Source organism: Okeania sp. SIO2B3 (genome assembly GCF_010672525.1).
Lineage (GTDB): Bacteria > Cyanobacteriota > Cyanobacteriia > Cyanobacteriales > Microcoleaceae > Okeania.
Window position 1 is genome coordinate 1 of the sequence record NZ_JAAHGH010000190.1, and the last position, 6,397, is coordinate 6,397.

Sequence of the window (6,397 nt, forward strand, 5' to 3'; positions counted from 1 at the left end):
AATTAATAGACGAAGGTGGAAAGTCAATTTCATCTTTTGCGCTCAGACAGTTGCCAACACGCAGGTACGTTTTCTTTACAAAACTTTACAACGTTGCACCTGGTGACACGAACCTTCGATCTACGCCTATAGCAGAAAGTTTAAGTTGAGAAATTAGCAGTCAGGTAGTAGGTGGCATAAAACCACCAAAAACTAACTAACTGCCAGAAACAAACTTGGGTATGGATAGACACAAAACAAACAATTCTATAGCCGGGAAAAGTGGAAAAAGCTTTTCTGTGTCTCAGGTTCATCATCGATCTCTGTCAAACACCAACTCTTTCGTTGCCGTCTACAAAATATTTAGAATTGGTTAGGGTTTGAGTCCCCATCCACTTCTCCCTTCTTCCTTCTTCCTTCTTGAAACTATTAGGGATAAAAACTCAACTGAGGTAATCCCAGAGTTTCTTCCCAACCCATCATCAAATTCATACACTGAATACCCTGACCAGCTTGACCTTTAATCAAATTATCAATAGCTGACATAATAATCACTCTATCAGTACGGTGATCCACCTCAATACCAAGATAACAGAGATTAGTCCCACAAGCCCATTTAGTTTGAGGATAAGTACCACTAGGTAACACTTTCACCCAAGGGCAATTACGATAAAAAGCATTGTAAATAGTCAGCAAATCTTCTCGTACTAACCCAGGATCTCGGAGAGTACCATAAACTGTAGCTAATATTCCCCGTACCATTGGCATCAAATGGGGAGTAAATTGCACCTTCACATCATAACCAGCCAAATTACCACAAATTTGTTCAATCTCTGGAGTATGTCGATGACTAGCAACTCCATAAGCACCGATAGAATTATCCGCCTCAGCTAGTAACATATTAATAGCAGCTTTCCGACCACCTCCAGAAGTCCCCGACTTCGCATCAATAATTGCAGTATCCGGTACTATCAAACCCTGTTTAAATAGTGGAGAAAGTGCTAAAAGACTAGCCGTAACATAGCAACCAGGACAACCTATAAGTTGAGCATTAGCAATGCGATCGCGATACAATTCTGGTAAACCGTAGACAGCAGTTGCAGCTATTTGTTTATCTGTACGTTCTCCACCATACCAAGATTGATAAGTCTCTAAATTAGAAAATCGATAGTCAGCCGATAAGTCCAATACTTTACATCCCTTTTCCAACAGAGTTGGTGCCATCTTCCAAGCTAAACCATTGGGAAGAGAAAGGAAGACTACCTGACATTTACTGGCTATCTTGTCCAAATCTATTGGCTCTACAATTAAATCTACAGAATGCTCCAAGTGAGGGTAGATTGAAGAAAAAGGTTTCCCCGCACTGCTGTCACCCCCCAAGTATACAACCTCAGCTTTTGGATGATCCTCAAGCAGCTTAACAAGTTGCACCCCGCCATAGCCGGAAGCACCTACAATTCCTATTGGCACAGGTGCTGATTCATTCATAATATTAACTCCTAAGTAATTTTAGTAGCAAAAATTTTAACTTTTGCTGCATTTTAGTACTAAATTTTAATTTTGGTGATATTTAACGTTTTGTTTTATAGTTTTTGTTTTTTTGAGCATTGGGAAGGTAGTTTATAAAAAATTTTATACTATATCAAATTTTATTAATTAGTGATGTGATTACGATCAATTGGCCATACTAAATATAAAGAATTATTATTTGAGTATTAATTTTTAGATCGAGATACCATAAACTTTTTCTTAGTAAATAATGTAGTTCTAATCCACATTCCGCACTTCAAATTGTATTACAACAGACTACAAAACATTTATCTATTTAATTAAGTAGAATTACTTATAGTGTTTAGTAACTTCAAGGTAAGGATTCAGGTGAGAGCGATCGCTTCGGTGATAACAGTAGGCTAACTTTTGGAAATATTCGCTCGCTTGACAAAAAATTCAACTACCGTAAAGTCAGGACATGAGGTAGTAATTCCGGTATTAACAGATGGGAATAAGAGACAGAACTGATGAGTTATCATAACATGCGATACAGAGTAACGCAACGCGGAGCGATCGCTATTAAAGATTGCTCAAAGAAATCAATGACAGAGTGTCCCTGACGACGACAGGTTTGTACCACAGTCAATAAATTGGCTGTCTGTTGAAATCGCTCCATGCTTCTAGAGCCACCACTTACCTTTCGCTTGGTAATGGCCAGCCTTAATGACCGCTCTGCCAGATGATTATCAGGCGGAACTTCCGGCTCTTGCAGGAAATACCACCATTGGTCAGCCTTTAGTTTCAGACTGCGTAACAGTTTACCTGCTTCATAACCTGCTTTGTCGTTCCATTATTTGAGGGTTAACTGCTCTATAAAACTGATACAAAGCGTCACATAACGTGACAAGTCGATGTTTACTTCCTGCTTTCCTGCGGAATGCTGCGCAAACAAGTGAGGCCGTCGGCGGTTACTCATCCACAGGCATTCATGCACAAGCATTCACGGTCGAGCCGACCGCATTTCTTAAATTTATACTGGCGTTTAAATCTCAATAAGATTGACAACCTACAATCTGGGCAGTTATAAGTTCTCAGATGCAAGGGCAGATCTTGAACGTGACCGCAATTAGAACAAGTCTTAGAAGATGGAAAGAATCTATCAACTACTACTAGATTGCAACCGTACCATTGACATTTGTATTTAAGCTGTCTGGTGAAATTCATAAAATCACTATCTGCTAACTGATTTTCGCTAGCTTATGATTGGCTAACATACCCTTGACGTTTAAATCTTCAATTGACACACTGCCTAAGTTTTTCTGGAATTAGGGGTGGAACTGATTGACTCATGTCTTTACTGTAGGGTAGTTTAATTTTTTGTCAAGCCTATAATATTTCCAGAAGTTAGCCTACTGTTACCACCGAAGCGATCGCTCTCACCTGAATCCTTACCAGGTAGGAGTTGGATTTTAGATTTTTTACCCTCTGCTTGCCAAAAATATTATCAGTGATTTTGATTTGATGCGATACAGAGTAACGCAACGCTCCGCGAACGCACTACCTGCTACAGGAAAATTGATTGATGCTCTCGACGGGAGTATAGTTGCTCCTTTGTTTTTTGCTGGCAAGAGAACTCCCTGGTTCAACAACTATACTCTAACCCTCACTTTTTTATGTTCCATACAATTAATTTGTTGGCTAAAATTCTGATGATGATTCATGTATCTTTTTATGCTACATTCTGAAGTGTCGAATGTGAGTTATCAGTATTCAATCATAAATTATATGATATCTATATCATTACCATTAGCAAGTCTTTTAAGTATTAGTTTTTATGAAAAAATCAGCCCTCAAATTTAATTTTCCCATATTGCCCAACCCACATCTCCCTTACTCCAGACTTTTATAAAAAAAACTTAATATTGACAAAGATACCAATGGGTTCTATAAGAAAGTCACTATATCCACCAATTAACACGATCGCCTAACTACTACCTATTAAAATTGTTATCAATCAATACAATTTTAGCAAATATTTTAAATTACTATTCAAACTTAGGCCATCACTTTGTAGAGAAAATTCCAGATATCCAGATACTTAGAATTACAGATTCATTTTCAAAAAATCCGGCTGGTAAATTAAGTAAACTGATTAGATAATTTACCTTATATCCGTAACATTTTTCTTTCCTCCTCCCTCCTCAAATAATTTTGTACAAAAATAAACCTAATAGAGTAAGAACTCTTGAAAATTAGGAGAGAATTTCAGAGTAACAAGAATGCTTAAGTTCCACACTATGGAAATCTAGATTATCTACTCAAATATTAGTGGCCTTAAGGATTAGTAAAATTTTTTTTTTGCACAATTGATAAATTTCAGGATATATTTTTAATAAGCTTAACAATTTTCAGTAAAATTGATTTACTATATTATAAACAGAAGGAGAATTATTAAGAACTATGGTTGACAATCCAGAAACTCCATTAACCGGAAAAACTTTACTTCAAAAGGTAAAAGAATTTGCTCACTTACCACGAAGGGAAACTGCTAAACGTTGTGGATATTACACAGTTACAAAAAATGAAGAAACTCGTGTTAATCTCACAGATTTTTATGATGCAGTTCTAGCAGCAAAAGGAGTTGATTTAGATCCTGACGGTAGTAAAGATGGGCGTGGTAGAGAACCAACTTATCGAGTTAGTGTTCATAGAAATGGCCAAATTGTCATAGGAGCAACTTATACTACATCTATGGGATTAAAACCAGGAGATGAATTTGAAATAAAGCTAGGATATAAACACATTCATTTGATTCAAGTAGAAGATGAGAAAGTCGATGAGACTAATGGTAATGGCTCACAGATAGAAGAATAAGTGGAATGGAGAAGCCGAGGAATTGTAATTGACTAGGATTGGAGATTAATTTTACCTCTAAAATAATCACCTAGTTAATATATAAATATCGTCATAATTCCCGGATTCTCCCTAATTGATTCTTTGTCTAGAGGTAAAAATTAAAATAAAAAATCTATATTTTTAGTTGACTCTCCAAATAAGCTGACAAAAAAATAAGGTTTCAAGCCTCCAATTATTAAGGGTATAAAAAAGAAAATTATGCTTCTTCATCACCTCCCTATTGCCGGAGGTACTGATAACTGAGAACTGATAAGGCGTTGTATCTAATTGGATAATTGTGCACATAAATTTTCACAGGAAAATCATGGGACTTTTTAGCTATTGAAGTCTGTAGCTTACTAGAGCTAAATTTAGTGATATATTTTATCTATTTTTGTATTTGGTAATTTGTCGAGGCAACCTTAAGTTAGTTGGAAGAGAGTCAGTAATTTATGATTACTTAGTTTTGCTTATAGGGACTAGGGTTAATTTGATTTTTGCCAAAATATCTTTGATGTGGCGTGAAATTTTAAGAAGCCTGACCTCTGGTTTGATGTGTATATAAAAATGAGGTAAACCAAGTATTGATTGAGGATTTATGAATTGATTGTAAACAAAATTAATATCACTTAACTTATAACAATTTGGTCTGATAAAATAATCTTACAGGATTGTGATTTTTAGGAACAACTTAACTAGGGACAGGCTTTGTCGCAAACATTTACAAATTTGGTATTCACGATTTTATGTCAAACGCCTAAGTACAGGAGAAAAATTTAAGAGCACGGTAAAAAGTGGATTCAGATTGCTCCAAGTTCAGCAGAAAATGACGGAGATGGTCAAAACTATAACGAAAAATACTCTTGGCTTTACATCCATGTTTTTTGATAGTGATTAGCTGGTGTTTGTGAATCAATGACCAGTAAGATCTGCCCAAAATAAAGCAATAGTTAAGTTAGTAGAGCAAACAACCGACTCAAAGCTTCAGAATCTTGAAGGCGGGTATCTTCGAGATTAAAACCTCGAATTTTCAAATAATATCATGTCCGTTGATATCGTTTGATATCGTTTGTGTAAAAGTTAGCATGAATATCTACAGGAAATTTAAGTTTTTTTCTTGCTCAATAACCTTCCTGCCAGATGAGCTGTTGCCTACTTTTGCTATACAATACCGATGCTACCGGACATGATATAATCTGCTCACAAGCAATGAAGACTTGGAACTCAGAACCCTTGGGCAATATTAAGGGTGCAGATGTTTTCGATGCTCTTGATTATTTTTCTATTTTGGCGAAGCAAGGGTAAGGCCAACATTATTCAAACTATTCAAAAAGTCTTGCCTGGGCATAATTAACCCATAGCACAGGCTGTGGATAATTGACTTAAAAGTCGTTGCAATGCTGATTCAGAAATAGTTTCAGTCTAGTTGGCCTATGTCACTATTCTCCCTGGGCAAGTTTCCAGTCAGCTTTAATTAGTCTAAACTCTAGTAATAATTCAGGCTATGGTATTGTAAGCGCGAAGGTAAGGAAGAAGGAAGAAGGAAGAAGGAAGAAGGAAGAAGGAAGAAGGAAGAAGGAAGAAGGCTTAAAAGCCCGAAAAAACTTAAATTTCCTGTATATATTCACCCTTGGGTTTACACAAACGATTGCCTTCGGACATGATATGACTTCAATAAAGCTTACTAAAAAGTAGACTTCTTACATAAGTCGAGACCAGAGAACAGAAACATAAAAAATGTAGAGATTAAAAATATTCAACTTCTACAACAGGTCTAGTCGATCAATCCCATAATTGAGTGTCTCAAATAGTATGATTTTCCCTTATTTACTTTATTTAAAAAATAATTTGACAATATATATCATGTCCGATTGAATACTTATAAATAAGTGAGTAGGAAACTAGTGGGACTTACACAACTTAACTGGCCAAATTAGGCTATAATGCTTGTAAATCAATAATTTTACGTCTCCCGCGATCGCTATTCTATGAAAGAAACAACCCCTACTGCAATGCCCCCTTGCTTTGAAAG

3 protein-coding genes and 1 pseudogene are annotated in these 6,397 nt (G+C 36.1%); 1 reads left to right on the top strand and 3 read right to left on the bottom strand.

What is annotated here, in order from left to right; genetic code table 11:
- Nucleotides 1-408: 408 nt before the first annotated feature.
- The 3 genes and pseudogenes from argC to F6K15_RS37140 all read right to left on the bottom strand — a co-directional run bounded on the left by argC (nucleotide 409) and on the right by F6K15_RS37140 (nucleotide 2,694).
- A complete protein-coding gene (gene argC, locus F6K15_RS37130) occupies nucleotides 409-1,467 on the bottom strand; it encodes an N-acetyl-gamma-glutamyl-phosphate reductase (RefSeq protein ID WP_293071029.1) in 1,059 nt (352 codons plus the stop codon).
- A 538-nt stretch (nucleotides 1,468-2,005) separates the two neighbouring features.
- Nucleotides 2,006-2,308 (bottom strand): annotated as a pseudogene (locus F6K15_RS37135) (transposase); the annotation flags it as partial.
- A 134-nt stretch (nucleotides 2,309-2,442) separates the two neighbouring features.
- Nucleotides 2,443-2,694 carry a zinc ribbon domain-containing protein gene (locus F6K15_RS37140; RefSeq protein ID WP_293071031.1) on the bottom strand — a complete coding sequence of 84 codons (252 nt, stop codon included), beginning with the start codon at nucleotides 2,692-2,694 and terminating at the stop codon, nucleotides 2,443-2,445.
- A gap of 1,236 nt (nucleotides 2,695-3,930) precedes the next feature.
- Between F6K15_RS37140 and F6K15_RS37145 the strand changes: the two genes are divergently transcribed.
- Nucleotides 3,931-4,344 (top strand): AbrB family transcriptional regulator, encoded by a 414-nt coding sequence (locus tag F6K15_RS37145; RefSeq protein WP_293071033.1) that lies wholly within the window; start codon nucleotides 3,931-3,933, stop codon nucleotides 4,342-4,344.
- Nucleotides 4,345-6,397: the final 2,053 nt, after the last annotated feature.

Excerpts from the sequence above, each read along its gene's own strand:
- argC (WP_293071029.1), bottom strand. The coding sequence starts at position 1,467 with ATGAATGAATCAGCACCTGTGCCAATAGGAATTGTAGGTGCTTCCGGC.
- F6K15_RS37140 (WP_293071031.1), bottom strand. The coding sequence starts at position 2,694 with ATGAATTTCACCAGACAGCTTAAATACAAATGTCAATGGTACGGTTGC.
- F6K15_RS37145 (WP_293071033.1), top strand. The coding sequence starts at position 3,931 with ATGGTTGACAATCCAGAAACTCCATTAACCGGAAAAACTTTACTTCAA.